This window comes from Aeromicrobium erythreum (assembly GCF_001509405.1).
Lineage (GTDB): Bacteria > Actinomycetota > Actinomycetes > Propionibacteriales > Nocardioidaceae > Aeromicrobium > Aeromicrobium erythreum.
Window position 1 is genome coordinate 1,352,409 of record NZ_CP011502.1, and the last position, 20,943, is coordinate 1,373,351.

Here is a 20,943-nt window from a genome sequence, read left to right on the forward strand (position 1 = left end):
CCGTGCGGCGACGTCAGGAGCGGCCCGGGCCCGCCAGCTCCGCCGACCCGTCGTCCAGGGCGTCCAGCGTCGCCGTCCCGTCCTCGGACCCGGCCTGCGGACCCCGGGGCCCGGCACCCCCGCCGGGACCATCTGCGGCCGCCCGGGGCCCGGCACCCCCGCCGGGCACCGCGTCGGTGGTGGCCGCGGCGTCGGCGGCCGGGCGCAGCCAGCCGAGGTCGCCGGCATGGGTGTTCTGGGCCAGCACGTAGGGGCGGGCCTCGGTGTAGCGGACGATCGAGATCGACGCCGGGTCGACCTGGATGCGCTGGAAGAGGTCGAGGTGCATCCCGAGCGCGTCGGCCAGCACCGCCTTGATGATGTCGCCGTGGCTGACCGCCACCCAGACCGCGGACGCGCCGTGCTCGGCCTCCACCTCGGCGTCGATCCGGCGCACGGCCTCGACCGCGCGCGCCTGCATCGTCGTCATCGACTCACCGCCGGGGAACACGGCGGCCGACGGCTGCGACTGCACGACCTTCCACAGCGGCTCCTGCGCCAGCTCCTTCAGCGGTCGTCCCTGCCAGGACCCGTAGTCGCACTCGCTGACGGCCTCCTCGACCCGCAGCACGATCGAGGGGTCCTGGTGGGCCAGGACGGCTGCGCTCGTCTCGCGGCATCGCTCCATCGGGCTCGAGTACACGGCCGCCAGCGGCACGTCCGTGAGCCGCTCGCCCGCGCGCGCGACCTGGTCGCGTCCGTGGTCGTCGAGCAGCACCCCGGGCGTCCGCCCGGCGAGCACACCGGAGGCGTTGGCGGTCGTGCGGCCGTGCCGCAGCAGGACGAGAGTGGCCATGTCCACGAGCCTAGGGCCGCCCCGCGCACCGCGCCGGGCGTGGTGCGTCGGGCCCGCTCACGGCACCGGCTCGGTTAATCGCTTGGCGACGACGTGCCGCGCCCCCTACGGTGGTCCCCGGTGCGCCACTCGGCCACCCCTCACCTCGCAGCAGGAGACCACCCGTGACCACGTATCGCAGCAGCCTCGAAGCGAACGGCCCCTGGGCCGCGCGCGCGCTGCACGCTGCCTTCATGGTCTCGCAGCACGTCTCCCTCGAGGACCAGGACCCGCGAGGCGAGAAGCTGCCCGCGACGGAGCGACCCATGACCTAGGTGCACCCTGCACCGGCCCGGGGCCGCTCCAGCGAGTCAGACGACTCGAGGGGGCGGCCCCTTCGCATGTCCGGACCCACCGATGCAGATCCGGACCCGACCCCGACCCGTGCCGCAGCAGGCACGACCCCAGCACGTACCGACGACCCACCCGGGAGGTGACCACCGATGGAGACGCAGAACGGCAGGACCCGCGCCAGGACCGTGGCGCGCACCGAGAGCACGGTCGCGTCGGTCCTGACCACGCACGGCGTGGTCGCGGCCTTCGCCCACCCGACGCCGCGCGCCCTCGCGGACGACTGGGCGTGCGCGGGCCAGGACCCCGAGCTGTTCTTCCCGAGCGACGACGGCCAGCTGCTCGCCGCCCAGGCGGTCTGCGGGACGTGCACCTTCCGGGACACCTGCCTCGCCCTCGCGACCGCGAGGTCCGAGAGCGGTGTCTGGGGCGGGGTGCTGCTCGCCGACGGCACTCCGCTGGCCTCCGTCCCCACCAGGGGCAGGCCGAGGGGGAGCCGCTCGCGGGCCACGCCCCAGACCGCTGCCTGACGGCGTCCGCACCACGCCGTCGGGCAGCCCCCTCTCCGTAGCTCAGCTGGACAGAGCCCCCGGTCGCGAGCCGGGAGGTCGGAGGTTCGAGCCCTCCCGGAGAGACCCGGCACACCCGCCACCACCCCCACATCCACACCCACAGCCCGAGGAGGCGACCCACCATGACCACCACGACCATCCCGCCCGACGCCACGGCGTTCCCGACGCGCCTGCCCGGTGCCGTCGCGGACACGCTCATGTGGGCCGACCCGGCCGACGTCGAGGACGCCGCTCTCGCCCAGCTGCGCACCATCTCGCGCCTGCCCTGGGTCCACGGCCTGCGCGTCATGCCCGACGTGCACCTCGGCAAGGGCGCGACCGTCGGCTCCGTCGTCGCCATGCGCGACGCGGTGTCGCCGGCCGCCGTCGGCGTCGACATCGGCTGCGGCATGACGGCGGTCCGCACCGACCTGACCACCGAGGACCTCCCGGAGGACCTGCGGGGCCTGCGCCACGAGATCGAGCGCGCCGTCCCGGTGGGCTTCCACGCGCACGACGTCGCCCCCGACGTCGACCGGCTCGGTCTCGGCGGGGCCGGGGCCGGCTGGGACACGTTCTGGGCCGGGTTCGGCGACCTGCACGAGAAGGTCCGCGACCGCGAGTCGAAGGCCATGAAGCAGATGGGCTCCCTCGGCGGCGGCAACCACTTCATCGAGGTGACGTCGGACGACGGCGGACGGGTGTGGCTCATGCTGCACTCGGGGTCGCGCAACATCGGCAAGGAGCTGGCGGAGCGGCACATCGCGGCCGCGAAGGGCCTGGACCACAACCTGGACCTGCCCGACCGCGACCTCGCCGTCTTCCTCGCCGGCACCGCACCGATGCAGGCGTACCTGCGCGACCTGTACTGGGTGCAGGACTACGCCGCGCGCAACCGTGCGGTCATGATGGCGCTCGTCCGCGAGGTCGTCACGACGTACTTCGGGGCCCGCGGTCGCGACGTGGCGTACGACCGCGCGATCTCCTGCCACCACAACTACGTGGCGCAGGAGCGGTACGACGACGTCGACCTGGTGGTCACCCGCAAGGGCGCCATCCGCGCGGGTACGGGCGACTACGGCCTGATCCCGGGATCGATGGGCACCGGTTCGTACGTCGTGCGGGGGCTCGGCAACGAGCAGTCCTACTGCTCGGCGTCGCACGGTGCGGGACGCCGGATGTCGCGCACCCGGGCCCGCAAGACGTTCACGGCGGACGACCTGGTCGCCCAGACCGCGGGCGTCGAGTGCCGCAAGGACCTCGGCGTGGTCGACGAGATCCCGGCGGCGTACAAGGACCTCGAGTCCGTCATCGCGGCGCAGACCGACCTCGTGTCGGTCGAGGCGCGGCTCACCACCCTGCTCTGCGTCAAGGGCTGACCGCGGTGGGCTGACGGACGGGGGAGAGGTGGGGCCGGTCGGCGCAGGACCGACCGGCCCCGGTGTCGCAGCGGTGCACAGTGATCTAGCCGCCCACGGTCCAGCACCCCCGCCGGACCAGGCCATCTGCCGCCCACGGCCCGGCACCCCCGCCGGGCTGTCTGCCGCCCACGGCCCGGCACCCAGGCCGGGCTGTCTGCCGCCCACGGCCCGGCACCCCCGCCGGGCCGGGCCCGGCTCACCAGGTGTCGACGGTGCGACCCGAGCCGACGAGCCGGCCGTCGCGGTCGGCGGCCTCCACGAGGCGGGCGAGCAGATCACGGGTCTCGGCCGGGTCGACGACGTCGTCGATCTCGCCGTGCCGCGCGACGTTCAGCGCCGACGCGTGCGCCTGCGCCAGCGCGGTCAGCTCGCGCACCTTGCGCTCGCGCTCCTCCTCGTCGGCGATCGCCTCGAGCTCCTTGCGCATCGACAGCCGCACCGCGCCCTCCAGTCCCATCGCGCCGAGGTGCGCACCGGGCCACGTCACCGTCATCAGCGGTTCGTGCAGGCTGCCGCCGAGCATCGCCTGCGCGCCGAGTCCGTAGGCCCGCCGCAGCACGACGCCGATCATCGGTACCTGCAGCGAGGCGCCCGCCACCAGCAGCCGCGCGCAGTGCCGCACCATCGCGGTGCGCTCGGCCTCGGGGCCGACCATCATGCCCGGGGTGTCCACGAACGAGACCACGGGGAAGCCGTACGCGTCGCAGAGCTGCAGGAACCGGGCCGCCTTGTCGCCCGCGTCGGCCGTGATCGCGCCGGCCACGTGCCGGGAGTCGTTCGCGAGCACGCCGACCGTCCGCCCCTCCAGCCGGGCCAGGGCCGTCACCAGCTCCGGCGCGAACGTGGGGCGCAGCGGCAGCACGGTGTCCTCGTCGAACACCGTCTCCAGCACCGGCAGCGGGTCGTACGCGCGACGCTCGCCGGCCGGGACCACGTCCCGCAGCACCGACTGGTCGCCGGCGGTCCAGTCGTCGCGTCGGCCGAGGAAGTAGCCGATCAGCTCCCGCGCCACCCGCGGCGCCTCGTCGTCCTCGGCCACTACGTCGACCACGCCGTTGGCGGTCATCACGTCGATCGGGCCGACGTCCGCGGCCTCGACGTCGCCCAAGCCTCCGCCGGCGATCATCGCCGGCCCGCCCATGCCGAGCGACGCCCGCGACGTGGCCACCACGAGGTCGGCCGTGCCGGCCACGACCGCGTTGCCGGCAAAGCAGTTGTCGTCCACGACGGCCACCCGCGGGACCCGCCCCGACAGGCGCGCCCACGCCGCGAACGTCGGTACGTCGAGCGCCGACGCCAGCGGGATGTCGGTGTCGCCGGGGCGTCCTCCGCCGCCCGCGGCGAAGAACACCGTCGGCAGGCCGAGACGGGCCACGACGTCGAGCAACCGGTCGGTCTTGGCGTGCCCGCGCATGCCCTGCGTGCCGGCCATCACGAGGTAGTCGTAGGACAGGACGGCGCAGGCGTGACCGTCGATCGTCGCGAGCCCGCCGACGATGCCGTCGGCCACCGTGCGGTCGAGCAGGTCGTCGTCGCTGCGCCGGTCGGTCTGCGCCGCGGTCACGAACCGGCCGTACTCGACCAGGCTGCCCGGGTCGACCAGCGCGGCGACGTTCTCGCGTGCCGTGCGGCCCCCGCGGCGGTGCAAGCGCGCCACGGCCTCGGGGCGGGCGGTGTCCTCGGTGAGCGCGCGTCGGGCGAGGAGCTCGAGCAGGTCGGGTCGGATGTCCACCCGGTGATCCTGCCGCACGACGGGCCAGGCCGTGGGGACCAGCCTGTGCTGTCCAGCCTGTACGGGCCGGCGGCAGCCCTACCGGGTCGTGCCGTGCCGGGAGAGGTGGTCGTGGAGCCCCCGCAGCACCGCGGCGTCCTCCGCGCTGGTGCGGACGGGGTCGGCCACCCAGTCGACGAGCGGGGCGCTGCTGCGCGACGCGCCCGAGCGGACGTCGGCGGCGGCTGCGGCCAGGAGTCGGCCGACCGGTGTCGTGGGCGGTGCGTCCACGCGCTCGGCGACGAGGGTCTCGGCGCGCTCGAGCGCGACGTCGGGCACGTGCGGTCGGCGACGGGCCGCGAGGGCGGCCACCGCGTGCGGCAGGGCGCCGGTCGGCAGGTCGCTCGACATCAGCTCCTCGGCCATGGTGTCGAGGTGCAGCTCCATCAGCCAGGTCGGCATCCCGCGGGTCGCGAGCATGTCGGCCAGCCAGAACACCTGCTGCACCGCCACGGCCTCCGGTGCGGCGACGAGGTGCACGATCCAGCTGGAGTCCGACACCGAGAAGCGTGCCCCGCGGTCGCCGTAGCGGTCGCGGTAGTAGGGCAGGCCCTCGTACGACGTCCGCGCCGCGCGGATCGCCGCGCGCAGCATGGACAGGTCGGTCGCGATCTTGTGGCCGCCCGTCTCGGGGTTGAGCACCGTCGCGTCGGCCGGCCACGCGCTCGAGCGGCGGGGCAGGGCGAGGCCGATCGTCCGCACCAGCTCGAGGACGACGCGGGCGACCTCGCCCGGCGCGTCGTCGACGTCGTGCTCGAGCGCCTCCAGCACGGCCAGGCGCAGCGTGTCGGCGTCGGTGGTGCCGAGGATGCCGGCCACGCGCTCGACGCCCACGACGGCGGCGACGACGGTCGCGTCCGTCTCGGGGCCCTGTGCCTGCCGGTCACAGTGCTGCAGCACCAGCGCGGTCGCCTCGCCCAGGGTCGCGTCGGCGGCCGGCGCGCGACCGCCCGCGCCGCCGAGGTCCCCAGGTCTCATGGGGTCGATCGTGCCAAACGAGGGGTCACGTGGGGTCCGCGGGCGACTGTGGGGTGAGCAGCGGCGCTGCCGACAGGCTGGTCATCACGCGGCGGGCGAGGGTCGGACCGTCCTCCTCGCCGCGCCGGTCGTCGACCTGCTTCAGCACGAAGACGGCCATCCAGGCCGTCGCGGCGACGCCCACGTCGTCGGCCGCGACCCCACGCCGCGCAGCCAGGGCGACGCACAGCTGCTCGTAGGCCTCGGAGAGCCACTCGAGGAGGCGTCCGTGCAGCCGTGCGTTGGCGTCGGTGAGCTCGCGGAAGCGGTCGGAGTAGGGGTTCGCGCCTCGGGTGTGCTCGAGCAGGGCCACGAGCGCGTGCCCCAGGGCCGTCTCCGTGTCCTCCTCGGCGGGCCGGCCGGTCAGCTCGTCGGCCATGAGTCCGGGGTCGCCGAGGAACGCCGTCCCGAGCTGCTCCTTCGTCGGGAAGTAGCGGTACAGGGTCGAGATGCCGACGCCGGCACGCTGGGCCACGTCCTCCAAGGTCGTCGACTCGTAGCCCTGCTCGAGGAACATCTGCATCGCGGTCGTGGCGAGCAGCTGCCGGGTGCGCGCCGCGTTGATCTCGCGCAGTCCCATGACGTCACCGTAAGCGACCTGGCGGCCCCTGCACAGGTCAACCGACCGCCGGTGGGAGCAGCGTGCCGGTGTCAGGCCAGTCGACGCAGGGTCGCGCCCATCTCCTCGACGAGGGCGGTCAGGCCCTGGAGAGGTCGCACCATCACGGTGAACTCGACGAGCCGGTCGTCGGGGCCCCAGCGCAGCATGTCGACGCCGTGCACCTGCTTGCCGCCCACCTCGGTGGTGAACTCCAGCACCGCGGACTCCTCGTCCCACAGCTGGCGGTGGTAGGCCAGGTGCGGTCCGAGCACCTCGAGCGCGGCGCGCAGGTAGAGCGTCGTCGTGGCCCGGCCCTCCTGGGGCGTGTGGACGGCCGGCGAGCGGAAGACGACGGCGTCGGCGAGCAGGGCGTCGAGCCGCTCGAGGTCACCGGTGCGCACGACCTCGTGCCAGGCGTCGACGGCGGCGGGACGGTCGGGGGACGGGCTCATCGTGCTCCTCTGGTGCCTCGGGTGTGGGCTGCGTCACGCGGGGGTGCCGCGGGCTGCGGCCCCCGCTAGGGTGGTCTCACTGTATGCAATCAGTTGCATAGTTCGCCAGCGGGCCGGGTCGTCGTGCCCACCCGCCGAGTCCCGAGGAGACCCCCGTGGCCCTGCCCGAGATCCTGCGCCGTCCGCTCAGCCTGCCCGTCGTCGCGTCGCCGATGTTCATCGTGTCCGGGCCCGAGATGGTCGTGGCCCAGTGCACGTCCGGCATCGTCGGCTCGTTCCCCGCCCTCAACGCTCGCCCGGCGTCGCTGCTGACCGACTGGCTCAGCCAGATCACCGAGCAGAACGCGTCGTTCGCCGCTGCGAACCCCGACCGCCCGGTCGCGCCGTTCGCCGTGAACCAGATCGTCCACCGGTCCAACGACCGGCTCGAGCACGACCTCCAGCTCTGCGTCGACCACCAGGTGCCGATCGTCATCACCTCGCTCGGCGCTCGGGAGGACGTGAACGAGGCCGTCCACTCCTACGGCGGCATCGTCCTGCACGACGTGATCAACGACCGGTTCGCGCACAAGGCGATCGAGAAGGGCGCCGACGGGCTGATCGCCGTGGCTGCGGGAGCCGGTGGCCACGCCGGCACCCAGTCGCCGTTCGCCCTGGTGCGCGAGATCCGACGCTGGTTCGACGGTCCGGTGCTGCTCTCGGGCGCCATCGCGCACGGGCGCTCGGTCCTGGCCGCCCAGGTGGCCGGGGCCGACCTCGCCTACGTCGGCAGCGCGTTCCTCTCGACGCACGAGGCGAACGCCGCGGAGGAGTACAAGGACATGATCGTGTCGTCGTCGGCTGCCGACATCGTCTACAGCAACCTCTTCACCGGCGTGCACGGCAACTACCTGCGCGGCAGCATCGTCGCCGCCGGTCTCGACCCCGACGCGCTGCCGGAGTCCGACCCCACGGCCATGGACTTCGGCACGGGTGACGATGACGACCAGCCGAAGGCGAAGGCCTGGCGTGACATCTGGGGCTCCGGACAGGGGGTCGGCGCGATCGACCAGCGTCGGTCGGTCGCCGAGCTCGTCACGCAGCTGCGTGCCGAGTACGACGAGGCCCTCGCCGCGCCGATCTGGGACGGTCACCGCGAGCTCAGCCTGGCTCCTGCTCCCGCCTGACCCGCGTCGGGACCACGCGACAGCGCCGCCACGGCCTCCGGGCCATGGCGGCGCTGTCGTGCTCGCGTGGGTGTCAGCCTGCGACGCGGTCCTGCTGCGCGAGGGCGCCGCGCTGACGCTCGGGCTGGGCGTGGTCGAGCCGGCGCGAGCGAGGGTCGATGAGTCGGACGATGCCGCTGCCGCGGAATGCGTCGCCCACGTTGTCGGCCTCGATGGCCACCACGTCGCCGTGACCCGTGCTCGTGCCCAGGGCGCGCAGCCCCGGACGACCGAGGGCGCCGATGGCCTCGACGACGGCGCGGACCGTGGCGGCGTCGCGCACGGCGTGGAACGTGACGGTGGGGGTGGGGAAGGTCGACATGTCCGGCTCCTGTCGCGCAGGGGTGGGTGGGGGTAACTCCCAATCTAAAGCACAAGTTGTTCACCGGCGCGTCGGGCTGAACAACTTCGCCATGAACTGGTTCACTCCGCCGCACGCCGACCCTCGGACGGACGCGGGTGGGGAGACCGGGAGAATGAGCCCGTGGACGACGCGGAGCGGGACTGGGCGCCGCACGCCCGCGTCGAGGTGCCGTGGCGACAGCAGGTCGAGCGTGGTCCGCGCGCCGACCGGCTGCTGCGCAGCATCGAGGTCCGGGTGCCTCCGCGCATCGCGGAGGCGGAGCACGTCGCCGACCGTCCGCTGGCCACGTCGATGGCGAACGCCCTGGCCGGGCTGCGTCAGCTCGACGGCAGCCACGGGCGGCGTCTGCGCTCGTTGAACCAGCTGCTGCTGCGCACCGAGTCCGTCGCCTCGTCGAAGATCGAGGACGTCGAGGCCAGCCTCGTCGACTACGGTCGCGCCGTCCTGGGCGCGCGCTCCAGCGCGTCGGCGGTCTCGATGGCAGCCGCCACCGACGCCCTGGCCGACGTCGTGACCCAGGCCGACGTCTCCGGCGTCATCGGGCTGACGTCCTTGCGCGACGCGCACGCGGTGCTGTTTCGGCGCAGCGTCGACCAGCAGCACCACGCCGGTCGCTTCCGGACCGTGCAGAACTGGATCGGGGGATCGGACTACACGCCGCGCAACGCGCTGTACGTGCCGCCACCGCCCGACCTCGTGCCCGGGCTGCTGGAGGACCTCGTCGCCTTCGCCAACCGCGACGACGTGCCGGTGCTGGTCCAGGCCGCCGTCGTGCACGCCCAGTTCGAGTCGATCCACCCGTTCGTCGACGGCAACGGTCGGATCGGGCGGACGCTCGTCCACGCGGTGCTGCGTCGCCGGCGCGTGACCCGGCACCTCACGGTCCCGCTCGCGTCGGCGCTCGTCGCCCACCGTGAGAGCTACTTCGACGCGCTCGGCGACTACCGCGAGGGCCTGGCGCGCCCGATCGTCGCCATGCTCACCGCCGCCGTCATCGTCGCGACCCACGAGAGCCGGCGCACGGCCACGCACCTCCACGAGATCCGCACCGACTGGGACGCCCGGCTGGGTCCCGTCCGCCGCGGCTCGCCGGTGCACCGCGTGCTGATCGCGCTGCCGGAGCACCCCACGGTGACGGTCCTCGGTCTCGCGGACTCGCTGGGCCTCGAGCGCGACGAGGTGGGGGCGGCCGTCGACGCCCTGCACGCCGTGCAGATCCTGGAGCCGGCGCCGCGCGGACTCGGCGACCGTCGCCGTGGGCGGTGGGAGGACCGGGTGTGGGCGGCCCGCGACATCCTCGACGAGCTGGCCGACCTCGACCAGCGCATCGTCGCCGTCAGCAGGCTGCGCGACGGCTGACGCGGTCCGCGGTCGCGCGGGGGAGCAGGCGGGGCCAGGATGGACGGATGGCCGACCCGACGGAGGACAGCATGAGCGAGCAGGCCCACCAGCCCGGCCAGGAGGTCGAGGCCGACGATCCCGGCGTGCCGAACGACCCGCCCGGGCCCGACGTGCCGCAGGACGCGGGCCCGAGCCTCTCGCCCGACGTCCCCGCACCGCCGCTGGCCGAGCAGCCCGAGGGCACGAGCGAGGTCGACGGCGCCGACCCCCACCGCGGCGAGACCGAGCCGGGGCAGGCCGACGACGAGACGCAGACGGCGCCGGGCGCGGGTGGCGACGAGCAGGGCGACCACGACCGGCCCGACTGAACCCCACGACTGACCCGCGGCTCAGCCGGCGTCGCCCGGCCCGGGCCGTCGTCGTGTCCGCTTGACGTCGCCCCGGCGCTTCTTCGCGTCCACGCGACGACGCTGCGAGGCACGGGTCGGACGGGTGGCACGCCGGGGTCGCGGGGGCACCACCGCGGCGGCCACGAGCTGCTCGAGACGCACGCGGACGGCCTCCCGGTTGCGGTGCTGCGAGCGGTACTGCGAGGAGGCGAGGGTGAGGGTCCCGTCCACGAGACGGGTTCGCAGCCGCTCCTCGGCGAGCACGCGCTGCGCGTCCGAGAGCGCTCGCGAGCGGCGCAGGTCCCACGTCACCTCGACGCGGGTGTCGCTGGTGTTCACGTGCTGACCGCCAGGACCCGACGACCGGCTGAACCTCCAGGTCAGCTCCTCGTCGGGGATGCGGAGACGGTCGTCAGCCACGACCGTCGCGCTCCGCAGGCTCAGGTCGCATCGGAGCCACCGCGGGAGCGGGAGAAGTCGATCCGGCTCACCGTGCCGCCCGACGACGGGCGGTCCGTGCCGCGACCGTCGCTCGCGCCTGCCACGTCGTCCTCGTCGGCGCCGTCGTCGTCGCTCGAGTCGTCGGGGAAGTGCCCGAGGTAGGCCATCGCCGCGTCGTGCAGCCGCCCGTTCGTGGCGACGGCGTTCGCGCCCCACGGTCCGTCGGTGCCGTCGAGGGCGGTGAACCGGCCGCCTGCCTCCCGGACGATGACGTCGAGGGCGGCCATGTCCCACAGCTTCAGCTCGGGCTCCGCGGCGATGTCGACGGCGCCTTCGGCCACCAGCATGTAGGACCAGAAGTCGCCGTACGCGCGGGTGCGCCAGCAGCGTCGCGCGAGCGCCCAGAAGGCGTCGGCCTTGTCGATCTGCTCCCACGACGGTGCCGAGCTGAACGACAGCGACGCGGCCGAGAGGTCGCAGACCTGCGAGCACCGGATCTGCCGGGCGTGCATGAACGACTTGCCGGTGTAGGCGCCCGCGCCCTTGGAGGCCCACCACCGCCGGCCCAGGGCAGGGGCGGAGACGAGGCCGGCGACGATCTCGCCGTCCTCCTCCAGCGCCACGAGCGTGGCCCACACCGGGACGCCGCGGACGAAGTTCGACGTGCCGTCGATCGGGTCGATGATCCAGCGGCGCTCGTGGGAGCCCGTGGAGCCGAGCTCCTCGCCCTGCTCCTCGCCGAGGACGACGTCGCGCGTGCGGGCCGACTTGAGGACGCGGCGGATGGCCGCCTCCACCGCCTGGTCGGACTCGGTCACGTAGCTCATGTCGGGCTTCGTGGACACCTCGAGGTCGATCGCGCCGAACCGGTCCATCGACAGGTTGTCGGCGGTGTCGGCCAGCACGTGCGCGAGCCGCACGTCGTCGTTCCAGGAGTGCGTCATGTTCGCAGGGTAACGGCGACGCCCGACGTGCCCGACGTGGCCAGGGGTGACCGGTGCCGCGTGGCACTACCGTGGCGGCGGTGGAGCAGGTGAGGAGGAGCAGGTGAGCAGGAGCAGCCGAGGTCGGCGGCTGGTGGCGGGTCTCGCGCTGCTCGCGTGGCCGGTCGGGCCCTGGCTCGGCGCCCTCGCGTTCGTCAGCAGCCTGACCCTCATGGGCGAGCCGCCCGACGCGGACGACCGTCGACGGGCGGACCTGTTCCTGCTGGCCTGCGCGGTCGTCTCGGTCGGCCTGCCCGCGCTGGCGCTCGTGCTCGCACGCGACGTGCGCGTGCTGGGTGTCGTGCTGCTCGCCGTGACGGCGCTGCTCGTGCCGGTGTTCGTCGTCCTGGTCGGGTGACCCGGACCGGCGCCGGCTCACCAGCTGGTGGTGTCCTTCGCCGCCACGATGCGTCGGAACGACTCCACCCGGGCTGCCGGCACGGTGCCTGCGGCCACGGCGAGGTCCAGCGCGCACTCCGGCTCGGTCGCGGCGTGGGTGCACCCCCGCGGGCAGTCGCGGCTCGCGTCGTCGAGGTCGGGGAACGCCCGCAGCACGTCGTCGACCTCGACGTGCGCGAGCCCGAACGAGCGGAAGCCCGGCGTGTCGATGATCCATCCACCGCGCCCACCGGTCGTGTCGTCGTCGAGCTCGATCGCGAGCGCCGACGTCGACGTGTGCCGACCGCGGCCGGTCACCTCGTTCACGTGGCTCACCGCGCGGCCCGTCCCGGGGACCAGGGCGTTGACCAGCGTCGACTTGCCGACGCCGCTGTGCCCGATGAACACGCTGACGCGGCCGGCGATCGCCTCGCGCAGCTCGTCGAGGTTCTCGAGCCCGTCCGCGCCCCGTCGGGTGACGACGGCGCGCACGTCGAGGGGACGGAGCAGGTCGAGGATGGGGTCGGCGGGGCCGAGGTCTGACTTCGTGAGGCACACGAGCGGCTCCATGCCGGCCTCGAACGCGGCGACGAGGCAGCGGTCGATGAGCCCGGGCCGCGGGGGCGGGTCGGCCAGGGCCGTCACGACGACGAGCTGGTCGGCGTTGGCGACGACGACGCGCTCGATCGGGTCGTCGTCGTCGGCCGTGCGACGCAGCACGGTGCGGCGGGGGAGCACCTCCACGATCCGGGCCAGCGTTCCGGTGTCGCCGCTGACGTCGCCCACGACCCGCACCTCGTCGCCGACCACGACGCCCTGGCGGCCGAGCGGCCGGGACTTCATGGCGGTGACGAGCGGCTCCTCCGGCGTCGTGTCGAGCAGGCGGAGCGTGTAGCGGCCGCGGTCGATCGTGACGACCCGTGCCACGGGGGCGTCGTCGTAGGACGGGCGGTCCTTGGTGCGCGGACGCGTGCGACGACGCGGTCGGTCGAACCCGGCGTGCTCGTCGTCCTGCCTCACGCGACCAGCCGCTCCCACACCGGCGCGAAGTTCGGGTACGTCTTCACCGTGGTCGAGACGTTCTCGACGAACAGCTCCGGCACGCGCAGCGCGAGGACCACGGCCGCGTGCGCCATGCGGTGGTCGTCGTAGGTCTCGAAGATCGCTCCGTGCAGGGGGCGCGGTCGGATCTCGAGGCCGTCCTCGGTCTCGGTGACGTCGCCGCCCAGCCGGTTCAGCTCGGTCGCGAGGGCTGCCAGACGGTCGGTCTCGTGGCCCCGCAGGTGCGCGACGCCCCGCAGCCGTGACGGGCCGTCGGCGAGCGCCGCGAGGGCCGCCACCACGGGCGTCAGCTCGCCGACGTCGTGCAGGTCGAGGTCGACGCCCTGGATGCTGGAGCCACCGTGGAAGACGAGGTCGGCCCCGTCGCGCTCGACGCTGCCGCCGAACGCCTCGACGAGCGCGCGCCACGCGTCGCCGGCCTGCTGCGTCCGCTCGGGCCAGCCACGGACCCGCATGCGTCCGCCGGTGGCGACAGCGGCGGCGACGAAGACGCCCGCGTTGGAGAGGTCCGGCTCGATCTCGACGTCGAGGGCACGGATCGGCCCGGGCGCGACGACCCACCGGTCGGGGGTGGAGTCGTCGACCTCGACGCCGCGGCGGCGCAGCTCGTGCACGGTCATCTCGACGTGCGGGAGCGACGGGAGGGTCGCGCCGACGTGGCGCAGGTCGAGGCCGTTCGCGAAGGCGGGTGCTGCGAGCAGGAGCGCCGACACGAACTGGCTGGAGGCCGACGCGTCGACCTCGAGCGGGCCGCCCTCGACCACGCCGGTGCCGCGCACGACGAAGGGAAGGGCACCTCGGCCCTCGTCGTCGACCTCGACGCCGAGGGCGCGGAGGGTGGCGATCGTCTGGCCCATGGGCCGCCGACGGGCGTGCGGGTCGCCGTCGAAGGTCGCGGGCGCGGACCGCAGCGCGGCGAGGGGCGGGACGAAGCGCATGACGGTGCCGGCCAGCCCGCAGTCGACGCTGACGGGCGCGGTGCTGGTGCGGTCGAGCGGGGTGACCCGCCAGGTCATGCCGTCCTTCTCGACCTGCGCGCCGAGCGACGTCAGGGCGGCCGCCATGAGCTGCGTGTCGCGGGAGCCCAGCGGCCGGGTCAGCGTCGACGGACCGTCGGCGAGCGCCGCCAGCACGAGGGCCCGGTTGGTCAGCGACTTCGAGCCGGGCACGAGGACCTGCGCGTCGACGGGCGTGTCTCGGGTGGGGGCGAGCCAGGGCAGCGGGGCGTTCATCACGCGCCACTCTAGTGGGGACGGGCCGTGGCGCCGCAGCGCGCGGCGACCACGGCCGTCGCGCTCACGGACGCAGGTCGTCGATGCGCTCCGCGACGGCGTCGGCTGCGTCGACGACCTTGTTCTTGGCGCGGGTGCCGATGAACTTCTTGTGCGGGTCGGGGTCGAGCGTGCTCATGAGCAGGCCGCCGATGAGCGAGACGTTCTTGAGGAAGTGGATCGTCTGGTTCTGCCGCGACGCCGGGTCGGACTCGTTCCAGAACGGGTGCCCCACCGCGGTGGTCGGGACGAGGGTGCCGGCGAGCACGGCCGCCGAGAGGCGCGGGAAGTGACCGGTGGCCAGCGCCGCGCCCGCGACGACGTGCACGGCGCCGTTCACGCGGACGAGATTCGTCGGCGACGTCTGGAGCTGCGGCGCGGTGCGTCCGAGCGCGTCGGCGACGGGCTCGGCCTTGGGGCCCATGGCCGACGCGTGGCGCAGGGCGTTCACACCCCCGTACACGAACATCGACGCGAGCAGGGGACGGGCGAGGGTGCGCAGGACGGTCATGGACCCATCATGCCAACGTCGCCAGGTTCCACAACGCCAGCGCGGAGGCGCATCGTGATCCAGCGCGCAGGTCAGAGCGGCAGGATCCAGCTGCCCGAGCTGAAGCGCACGGTGTCGTTGTCCGAGCGCGGGTCCTCGGGGGCGGTGATGCGGATCGTGCCGGCCGGGGCCGCGCCGGCCACCTTGAAGGGGAAGGTGCCGCCCTGGCCGGCGGGCATCAGCCTGCTGCAGCTGAGGGCGGTGATGCGGTCGTTGCGCGACGCGTCGCACGTCCAGCCGCCGCCCGGCACGCCCCGGAAGGTCGCGGAGCGGTCGAAGGCGATGGAGATCGTGACGGTGCGTGCCACGGGGTTGGTGCCGCCGTCGGCGGTGATCGGCACGATGATGCGCCGCTGCAGGTAGGTGCTGTCGTTCGTCACCGAGGGTGTCCCGAGGCCGAAGTCGGTGGACGTGACCGGCGGCGGGGTGGGCGTCGGCTCGGCGGAGGGGGTGGGCGACGGCTCTGGCCCCGCCGTCTCGCCGGGGGCCGGGGTGGCGCCGGGCGTCGGCTCCGAGCCGGGTGTCGGCTCGACCCCGTCGGGCGCCGTGGTCGGTGGCGTGGTGGGTGCGGTGCTCGGCTCCTCGACCGGCGCGGGGTCGGCGGACCCTGCCTCCTGCGACGGCTCCGGTGTCGGGGTGGCGAACACCGGCGGGGCGGTGCCGGGCTCGGGCGAGGGCGTCGGGGTGGGTGAGGCCGACGCCACGACCGAGGGCTGGTCGGACCGCACGAGGTCGGTGCCCCCGACCACGACCCCGGTGGTGAGCGCGCCCGTGATTACCGTCGTGGCGACGACCGCGGGCGTGCCGACGGTGGCGGCGGTCGCGGCGGCGGCCTGCGCGGGGACCAGGGCCACGCGCGCGACCTGGGCGACGACGGCCGACGTGAGCATGGACGCACCCGCGTACCCGCCGGCGGCGACGAACCCGCCGCCCGCCGCCACGCTCGTGGCTGCCGTGCCGCTGGCCGCCGCGGACCCGGCCGAGGCCATCGCGCTGCCGGCCGCCAGGCTCCCGGCGCCGGCGATCGCGGTGGCCGCGACGCCCGTCGCCCCGAGGTAGCCGGCGGCAGCCGGACCCAGGACGGCGGGGGCGAGGAGCCCGCGCAGGTTCTGGTTGACCTCGACGAGCTCGAGGTGGACCCCGGTGCACCGGCGGCAGCCGTCGAGGTGCTCGTCGACCTTCGCCGTGTCGCGCGGCGACAGCGTCTGACGGACGTAGCCGCCGAGCAGGGGGGTGACACGACGGCAGGTGTCGTCGGTCGTCGTGGCCGCGTGGCTCTCGAGGTAGGCGGCGCGCAGCCCCTCGCGGGCACGGTAGGCAAGGGCGGAGACGGCGTTCGGGCTCATGCCGAGCAGCGGGGCGACGGCAGCGGGCTTCTGGCCCTCGACCTCGACGTGCCAGAGGACGAGCTGCCACCGCTCGGGAAGGGACGCGAACGCGCGGGCCGCCGCGTCGTTCTCGAACGCGATGCTCACCGCGTCCTCGAAGGGCACGCCACGGTCGAGCACGGCGTCGTCGTCGGTCGGCCGGGTGCGGGAGGTCGCACGGACCCGGTCGACGTGCAGACGCCGCACCGAGGTCAGGAGGTAGGCGCGGAACGCCTCGTCGGGCCCGCGGCCGTCCTGCAGCACAGCGAGGACCTTGAGGAAGGCCTCGGAGACGAGGTCGTCGGCCTCGCCGGTCGTGAGGAGCTGGCGGGCGAGACGCGTCGCCGCCTGCACGTGACGCTGGAAGAGGACGGCGTAGGCGCTCGTGTCACCGGCGCGCACGGCGCGGATGAGCTCCGCGTCGCTGCTGTCCAGCGTCGTGGCCTGCGCGTCCCGCACGATCGTCTCCCTCGTCCAAGCTCCCGGGGTGTCCAACGAGCGAGCGGCCTCGACGTCACGACCGGCGGGACGGCTCGGAAAAAAAGTCGTCGGTACCGCGTCATGGAACGTCGGCCCATCCGTTCCTCCTGCGACCGACACGAGAGGGGGACCGACATGGAGGACACGCGACGCGCGGTAGCGCTGCTCGCCGACGCCGTCCGTGACGGTCGGACCGACGTCGAGGACGTTGCACACGTGGTGGGAGCGAGTGCAGCGCTCGACGGGTCCCCCCTCGATGAGGTGATCGACCTCGTCGAGGAGGCCTTCGACGGCGCCCCACGGCACGTGGCCGTGCGGGCAGCGTGCCTCGGGTGGGCCGAACGTGCCGTGGCACGGGTGCACGAGGCAGGCTGCGAGGACCCGTTGACGTCGTTGTCGACGGTCCCGCACCTGCACAGCAGGTTGGGTGACGTGTACCGCGCCGCCGCTGTCGAGGAGCAGCGCGCAGGCGACGGGCACGTGCTCGTGGTGGTCGACGTCGGCGTCGGACGGGCGAGGTCCTCGCTCGAGACGTCGGTGCGGGCCATCGAGGTGGGCCAGGTGCTCAGGTCGGTGTACCCGGGCGGCGAGACCGTCGCCCGGGTGGGACCGGGGCGCTTCGTGGTGGTGTCGGCGAGGGAGCGCGCCGATGCCACGACCCTCGCGCTCGTCGGTGTGCTTCTCGGGCGCACGCCGGCGGGTGGCGCGGCACCTCGGCTGTGGGTGGAGGAGCTTCCGCCCACGGCCGAGGACCTGCCGGGCCTGCTCCACGCGCTGTCGTCCTGACCGGCGGGGACGGGCCCCGCGTCGCTGAGACGCTGATGTCGGTGCACTGTGGGAGGCTCGGACCATGTGCGGCAGGTACGCGACCACCCGGACGTCCGCCGAGCTCGACGACGCGTTCGCGGCCGGCCTCGGCGACGGCGTCGAGCTGCCCGCGCCCGACTGGAACGTGGCGCCCACCAAGCAGGCGCCGCTGGTCGTGGGGCGCCGGCGCGACGACGCCGACGAGGCGGCCCCGCCGCGGCGCGAGCTGCACGCCGCCACGTGGGGACTCGTGCCCAGCTGGGCGAAGGACCGCTCGATCGGCAACCGGATGATCAACGCGCGGTCCGAGACGGTGGCCGAGAAGCCGGCGTTCCGTTCGGCGTTCGCGCGACGTCGGGCGATCGTGCCCGCCGACGGCTACTACGAGTGGTACGCGGGGGAGGGCCCGAAGGCGCCGAAGCAGCCGTTCTACATCACGGCGGCCGGCGACGGCGACGCCCGCGACGTGCTCGCCCTGGCGGGTCTGTACGAGTTCTGGCGCCCGTCGCGCGACGAGCCGTGGCTGCTCACCTTCACCATCCTCACGACCAGCGCGGAGGGTGCCGACGGCCTGTTGCACGACCGCGCCCCGCTCCTCGTGCGGCCCGAGGTCCGCGACACCTGGCTGGCTCCGATCGCCCGCCCGGCCGGCGAGCTCCTCGACCTGCTGGTCCCGGCCACGCCGGGCCGGCTCGAGGCGTGGCCCGTCAGCACCCAGGTGAACAACGTGCGCCACAACGGTCCGGAGCTCGTGGAGCCGCTGCCGGCCGAGTGAGGCGGGGCTGCTGCGTGGGCCCTCGGAATAGGGCGAGGGTGGGCACCGTTGTGATGCGTGTAAGGAGGCCGACATGCTCGCGTGCCCTGAGCGCACCACCACCAGCCCCCCGTCCTTGTCCGTCGATGTCGTCGCCCCAGGCGACCGTCGGACCGCGGGAGTAGGCTGGAGCACGATGACCGACACCCCAGAACGTTCCCCCAGGACCACGGAGGGCAGCCCCTCGGAGGGCACCGCGTCCGACCTGCTCGCCGACGTGGTCGACTACAGCGACGTCGACGTCGCGACCGAGACGCCTGAGCAGCGCCAGGTCCGCTTCGAGGCCGAGGCGATGCCGTTCCTGAACCAGCTCTACTCGGCCGGTCTGCGCATGACGCGCAACCCGCAGGACGCCGAGGACCTCGTGCAGGAGACCTACGCGAAGGCGTTCAGCGCGTTCCACCAGTACAAGCCGGGCACGAACCTCAAGGCGTGGCTGTACCGGATCCTCACGAACACCTACATCAACTCCTACCGCAAGAAGCAGCGTCAGCCGCAGCAGGTCACCGACGAGATCGAGGACTGGCAGATCGCGGCGGCCGAGGCGCACTCGTCCTCGGGCCTGAAGTCCGCGGAGATGGAGGCGCTCGAGCGGCTGCCCGATAGCGACGTCAAGGACGCGCTGCAGGCGCTGCCCGAGGACTTCCGCTACGCGGTGTACCTGGCTGACGTCGAGGGCTTCCCGTACAAGGAGATCGCGGAGATCATGGGCACGCCCATCGGCACCGTGATGTCCCGTCTGCACCGTGGTCGACGTCAGCTGCGCGAGCTGCTGGCCGACTACGCCCGTGACCGCGGCATGGCCGTGGCGAGCGGGGTGAGCGACCAGTGAGCGCAGAGCCCACCGCCACCGGAGGCTGCGACGGCCCCGACTGCTCCAAGGCCCTCGAGAACCTCTACCTGTTCCTCGACTCGGAGATCGACAGCGCGAGCTGCGACGAGATCCAGGCGCACATCGACGACTGCAGCCAGTGCCTGACCGAGTACGACCTCGAGCGTCTCGTGAAGGCGCTCGTGCACCGCTCCTGCAGCGAGGTCGCCCCCGAGCCGCTGCGCGACAAGGTGCTCCTCTCGATCCGGGCCGTGCAGGTCCAGATCACCGAGTACCGCACCTCCTGACCCACCCACCACCGCCCCTCCCCGTGCTCGGGGAGGGGCGTCGGGGCGTCTCCTGCGGCTGCGTGGGTGCGGGTTCGTGCTCGTCCTGCGGCTGCGCTGGCGCGGCTTCTCGCTCGGGTGGGGCTGCGCTGGCGCGGCTTCGACTCGTCCTGCGCTCCGAAAGGGCCTCGACCGGGCGGCTGGCAGCGGCGGCGGCTCGGGTTCTCGGGCTGTGGCCCGCGTAGGACGGAAGAATCTGCGTTCGCGCCCCCTCAGCGGTGGATCTGCCACCGAATCGCCGTCGGCGGTGGGTCTGCCACCTGCTGAGCGCTGTACAGGTGGAGGATCCACCGCCGAAGGGGTCAGAGGTGGCAGTGCTTCTCCCTTCTCGTGGACCGTGCCACGAGAAGGGAGAAGCGCTGCCCACCCCACCCCCAAGGGCACCCACGATTCTTCCTTCGTGCGTTCGAGGTCGAACGCTTCTGCGTTGGTGACGGGATCCCGTAGGAAACGCAGAAGCCTTGAACACCGACGCACGAACGCAGAATCGTGCATCCACCCCCAGCACCAACCCGCCGCCCGAGACCCCAGACCAGCGCGGTCGCCAGCCGCCCGGTCGAGGCCCTTGCGGAGACCACACCCAGCGAAAGCCGAGGCAGCGCACCAGCAAGCCCGGACCTCCCGCGGCTGCGCACCAGCAGGTGGAGACCCCCTGCGGCCGCGCACCACCGAACCCAGACCCTCGCGCCGACGCACCAGCAAGCCCAGACCGACGCGCGCAACACCCCGACGCGTCGAAGCCCCCGCCGGCGTGGGCCGGTGGGGGCTTCGATCGTCTGCGCTCGCGGGGAGCGTCAGGTCACGCGTTGGGGCGCTTGCCGTGGTTGGCGCCCTTCTTGCGACGCGCGCGGCGCTTGCGGCCGGTCTTACCCATGATGGTCCTCCTCAGACGTCCAGCGTCCATGGTCCCACACGGGCCCGCCGGCGCGGCACACGCCCTGGAGCGACGGGTCGGGGAGGGTCAGGGAGTGGGCAGGCGCGACAGGAAGCGCTCACGGTCGACGACGACGCGCCGGACCTCGCCATGGGCGACGATCGTCCCGTGGGCGTCGTGCGCGGCCACCCGGAACCGCAGGAGCCGGCCGTCCTCGTAGGTGACGTCGGCGGTCGCGGTCACCGTCGCGCCGACGGGGCTGGCGGCCACGTGCTCGACCTCGACGCGGGTGCCGACGCTCGTGCGGTGCTCGTCCAGGTCGAGCGCTGCGCAGGTGGCCTCCTCGAGCCAGGCCAGCAGCCGAGGAGTGGCGAGCACGGCGAGGTCCCCGCTGCCGAGGGCGGCGGCGGTGTCGGCGTCGCCCACCACGTGGGTCACGGTCGCGGTGCGGGGCATGGGTCCTCCTGGGTCAGCGGACGGG

At 73.8% G+C, this 20,943-nt stretch carries 25 protein-coding genes and 1 tRNA gene; 12 read left to right on the top strand and 14 right to left on the bottom strand.

The genetic code is table 11. The annotated features are described in order from the left end of the window. Window positions 1–13: 13 nt before the first annotated feature. Complete coding sequence (locus Aeryth_RS06355) at window positions 14–835, bottom strand: histidine phosphatase family protein (RefSeq protein WP_083516305.1); 822 nt, start codon at window positions 833–835, stop codon at window positions 14–16. A 164-nt stretch (window positions 836–999) separates the two neighbouring features. Between Aeryth_RS06355 and Aeryth_RS17885 the strand changes: the two genes are divergently transcribed. The 4 genes from Aeryth_RS17885 (at window position 1,000) to Aeryth_RS06370 (ending at window position 3,095) form a co-directional block, all read left to right on the top strand. Further along, the gene (locus tag Aeryth_RS17885; protein WP_158509189.1) at window positions 1,000–1,149 is read left to right on the top strand and encodes a hypothetical protein; all 150 of its coding nucleotides are present in this window, start codon (window positions 1,000–1,002) and stop codon (window positions 1,147–1,149) included. Between the two features lie 168 nt (window positions 1,150–1,317). After that, window positions 1,318–1,695 (top strand): WhiB family transcriptional regulator, encoded by a 378-nt coding sequence (locus Aeryth_RS17345; RefSeq protein ID WP_083516306.1) that lies wholly within the window; start codon window positions 1,318–1,320, stop codon window positions 1,693–1,695. Window positions 1,696–1,726: 31 nt separating this feature from the next. Further along, window positions 1,727–1,800: transfer RNA gene (locus Aeryth_RS06365), tRNA-Arg, on the top strand. Window positions 1,801–1,859: 59 nt separating this feature from the next. Next, entirely contained in the window at window positions 1,860–3,095 is a 1,236-nt protein-coding gene (locus tag Aeryth_RS06370) for an RtcB family protein (protein WP_083516307.1), read from the top strand. A 238-nt stretch (window positions 3,096–3,333) separates the two neighbouring features. On the opposite strand, the gene Aeryth_RS06375 is transcribed toward Aeryth_RS06370, so the two are convergent. From Aeryth_RS06375 to Aeryth_RS06390, 4 genes are all read right to left on the bottom strand, one after another. Further along, the gene (locus tag Aeryth_RS06375; protein WP_202967713.1) at window positions 3,334–4,869 is read right to left on the bottom strand and encodes an acyl-CoA carboxylase subunit beta; all 1,536 of its coding nucleotides are present in this window, start codon (window positions 4,867–4,869) and stop codon (window positions 3,334–3,336) included. Between the two features lie 78 nt (window positions 4,870–4,947). Beyond that, window positions 4,948–5,886 carry a hypothetical protein gene (locus Aeryth_RS06380; protein WP_067856120.1) on the bottom strand — a complete coding sequence of 313 codons (939 nt, stop codon included), beginning with the start codon at window positions 5,884–5,886 and terminating at the stop codon, window positions 4,948–4,950. A 25-nt stretch (window positions 5,887–5,911) separates the two neighbouring features. After that, complete coding sequence (locus Aeryth_RS06385) at window positions 5,912–6,505, bottom strand: TetR/AcrR family transcriptional regulator (protein ID WP_067856123.1); 594 nt, start codon at window positions 6,503–6,505, stop codon at window positions 5,912–5,914. 71 nt (window positions 6,506–6,576) lie between these two features. Continuing rightward, a complete protein-coding gene (locus tag Aeryth_RS06390) occupies window positions 6,577–6,978 on the bottom strand; it encodes a nuclear transport factor 2 family protein (protein ID WP_067856125.1) in 402 nt (133 codons plus the stop codon). 155 nt (window positions 6,979–7,133) lie between these two features. Here Aeryth_RS06390 and Aeryth_RS06395 point away from each other — a divergent pair, with 155 nt between their 5' ends. Then, window positions 7,134–8,144 (top strand): NAD(P)H-dependent flavin oxidoreductase, encoded by a 1,011-nt coding sequence (locus tag Aeryth_RS06395; protein ID WP_067856128.1) that lies wholly within the window; start codon window positions 7,134–7,136, stop codon window positions 8,142–8,144. Window positions 8,145–8,217: 73 nt separating this feature from the next. Here the strand turns inward: Aeryth_RS06395 and Aeryth_RS06400 are convergent, their stop codons facing one another. Continuing rightward, complete coding sequence (locus Aeryth_RS06400) at window positions 8,218–8,505, bottom strand: hypothetical protein (protein WP_067856131.1); 288 nt, start codon at window positions 8,503–8,505, stop codon at window positions 8,218–8,220. 162 nt (window positions 8,506–8,667) lie between these two features. Here Aeryth_RS06400 and Aeryth_RS06405 point away from each other — a divergent pair, with 162 nt between their 5' ends. Together Aeryth_RS06405 and Aeryth_RS06410 are read left to right on the top strand one after the other, a co-directional pair. Then, a complete protein-coding gene (locus tag Aeryth_RS06405; RefSeq protein WP_067856134.1) occupies window positions 8,668–9,906 on the top strand; it encodes a Fic family protein in 1,239 nt (412 codons plus the stop codon). A 47-nt stretch (window positions 9,907–9,953) separates the two neighbouring features. Beyond that, entirely contained in the window at window positions 9,954–10,256 is a 303-nt protein-coding gene (locus Aeryth_RS06410) for a hypothetical protein (protein WP_067856137.1), read from the top strand. Between the two features lie 21 nt (window positions 10,257–10,277). Here Aeryth_RS06410 and arfB read toward each other — a convergent pair whose 3' ends face one another. Next, complete coding sequence (arfB, locus tag Aeryth_RS06415) at window positions 10,278–10,697, bottom strand: alternative ribosome rescue aminoacyl-tRNA hydrolase ArfB (protein WP_067856139.1); 420 nt, start codon at window positions 10,695–10,697, stop codon at window positions 10,278–10,280. Window positions 10,698–10,717: 20 nt separating this feature from the next. Beyond that, window positions 10,718–11,662: an inositol monophosphatase family protein gene (locus Aeryth_RS06420; RefSeq protein WP_083516309.1), complete on the bottom strand. Its 945-nt coding sequence runs from the start codon at window positions 11,660–11,662 to the stop codon at window positions 10,718–10,720. Between the two features lie 103 nt (window positions 11,663–11,765). Between Aeryth_RS06420 and Aeryth_RS06425 the strand changes: the two genes are divergently transcribed. Next, entirely contained in the window at window positions 11,766–12,059 is a 294-nt protein-coding gene (locus Aeryth_RS06425) for a hypothetical protein (protein WP_144433700.1), read from the top strand. A gap of 17 nt (window positions 12,060–12,076) precedes the next feature. On the opposite strand, the gene rsgA is transcribed toward Aeryth_RS06425, so the two are convergent. The 4 genes from rsgA to Aeryth_RS06445 form a co-directional block, all read right to left on the bottom strand. Beyond that, window positions 12,077–13,099, bottom strand: coding sequence for a ribosome small subunit-dependent GTPase A (rsgA, locus tag Aeryth_RS06430; RefSeq protein ID WP_067856145.1), 1,023 nt, complete (start codon window positions 13,097–13,099; stop codon window positions 12,077–12,079). Continuing rightward, window positions 13,096–14,373, bottom strand: coding sequence for a 3-phosphoshikimate 1-carboxyvinyltransferase (gene aroA, locus Aeryth_RS06435; protein ID WP_067856148.1), 1,278 nt, complete (start codon window positions 14,371–14,373; stop codon window positions 13,096–13,098). Before aroA ends, rsgA begins: the two co-directional genes overlap by 4 nt. Window positions 14,374–14,437: 64 nt before the next feature. Beyond that, on the bottom strand, window positions 14,438–14,923 hold the full coding sequence (locus tag Aeryth_RS06440; protein ID WP_067856151.1) for a DoxX family protein: 486 nt from the start codon (window positions 14,921–14,923) through the stop codon (window positions 14,438–14,440). 71 nt (window positions 14,924–14,994) lie between these two features. Continuing rightward, window positions 14,995–16,788 (bottom strand): sigma-70 family RNA polymerase sigma factor, encoded by a 1,794-nt coding sequence (locus Aeryth_RS06445; protein WP_067856154.1) that lies wholly within the window; start codon window positions 16,786–16,788, stop codon window positions 14,995–14,997. A 156-nt stretch (window positions 16,789–16,944) separates the two neighbouring features. Between Aeryth_RS06445 and Aeryth_RS17890 the strand changes: the two genes are divergently transcribed. The 4 genes from Aeryth_RS17890 to rsrA all read left to right on the top strand — a co-directional run bounded on the left by Aeryth_RS17890 (window position 16,945) and on the right by rsrA (window position 19,549). Beyond that, window positions 16,945–17,595, top strand: a complete 651-nt coding sequence (locus tag Aeryth_RS17890) for a hypothetical protein (RefSeq protein WP_067856157.1) — start codon at window positions 16,945–16,947, stop codon at window positions 17,593–17,595. 64 nt (window positions 17,596–17,659) lie between these two features. Beyond that, window positions 17,660–18,391, top strand: coding sequence for an SOS response-associated peptidase (locus Aeryth_RS06455; protein WP_067856159.1), 732 nt, complete (start codon window positions 17,660–17,662; stop codon window positions 18,389–18,391). 175 nt (window positions 18,392–18,566) lie between these two features. Then, the gene (locus Aeryth_RS06460; protein WP_083516311.1) at window positions 18,567–19,262 is read left to right on the top strand and encodes a sigma-70 family RNA polymerase sigma factor; all 696 of its coding nucleotides are present in this window, start codon (window positions 18,567–18,569) and stop codon (window positions 19,260–19,262) included. After that, on the top strand, window positions 19,259–19,549 hold the full coding sequence (gene rsrA / locus Aeryth_RS06465; RefSeq protein ID WP_067856161.1) for a mycothiol system anti-sigma-R factor: 291 nt from the start codon (window positions 19,259–19,261) through the stop codon (window positions 19,547–19,549). Before Aeryth_RS06460 ends, rsrA begins: the two co-directional genes overlap by 4 nt. 838 nt (window positions 19,550–20,387) lie before the next feature. Here rsrA and Aeryth_RS18545 read toward each other — a convergent pair. Both Aeryth_RS18545 and Aeryth_RS06470 read right to left on the bottom strand, forming a co-directional pair. After that, a complete protein-coding gene (locus tag Aeryth_RS18545) occupies window positions 20,388–20,462 on the bottom strand; it encodes a 50S ribosomal protein bL37 (RefSeq protein WP_369797015.1) in 75 nt (24 codons plus the stop codon). An 87-nt stretch (window positions 20,463–20,549) separates the two neighbouring features. Then, on the bottom strand, window positions 20,550–20,918 hold the full coding sequence (locus Aeryth_RS06470; RefSeq protein ID WP_067856164.1) for a thioesterase family protein: 369 nt from the start codon (window positions 20,916–20,918) through the stop codon (window positions 20,550–20,552). Window positions 20,919–20,943: the final 25 nt, after the last annotated feature.